The organism is Vibrio sp. 10N.222.49.C9, from assembly GCF_041474985.1.
Taxonomy (GTDB): Bacteria; Pseudomonadota; Gammaproteobacteria; order Enterobacterales; family Vibrionaceae; genus Vibrio; species Vibrio crassostreae_C.
Genome location: NZ_JBFRVD010001569.1, coordinates 1 through 299, shown reverse-complemented (window position 1 = coordinate 299; position 299 = coordinate 1). Strand labels below are relative to the sequence as shown.

The following is a 299-nucleotide window of genomic DNA, read 5'->3' as shown; positions in this document are numbered from 1 at the left end:
AACCCAAACAGACTCATCATTGAGCCTACAGGTCTAGGCCATCCAAAGCAGATCATGGCTACGCTCTCCTCGGCTCAGTTCAGCCCTTATATCGAACTACGTTCAACATTGACCCTCACCGATGCTCGATACTTCGGTAATGACAAGTACACGACAAATGCCAATTTCAAACAACAGTTGGAAGTGGCGGATATCATCATTGCTAATAAGAGTGAGCTAGCGGCGAAAGCGCAGGTTGCGACAATGCATGACTGGCTGCAATCTCAGGAAATTCACTCTACTGTTATCAACACGACAAG

General features: G+C 46.8%; 1 protein-coding gene. It reads left to right on the top strand.

Annotated features, from left to right (window positions below; translation table 11 throughout):
- A partial coding sequence (locus AB4585_RS29305) for a GTP-binding protein (RefSeq protein ID WP_372172339.1) occupies positions 1-299 on the top strand: 299 nt, incomplete at both ends.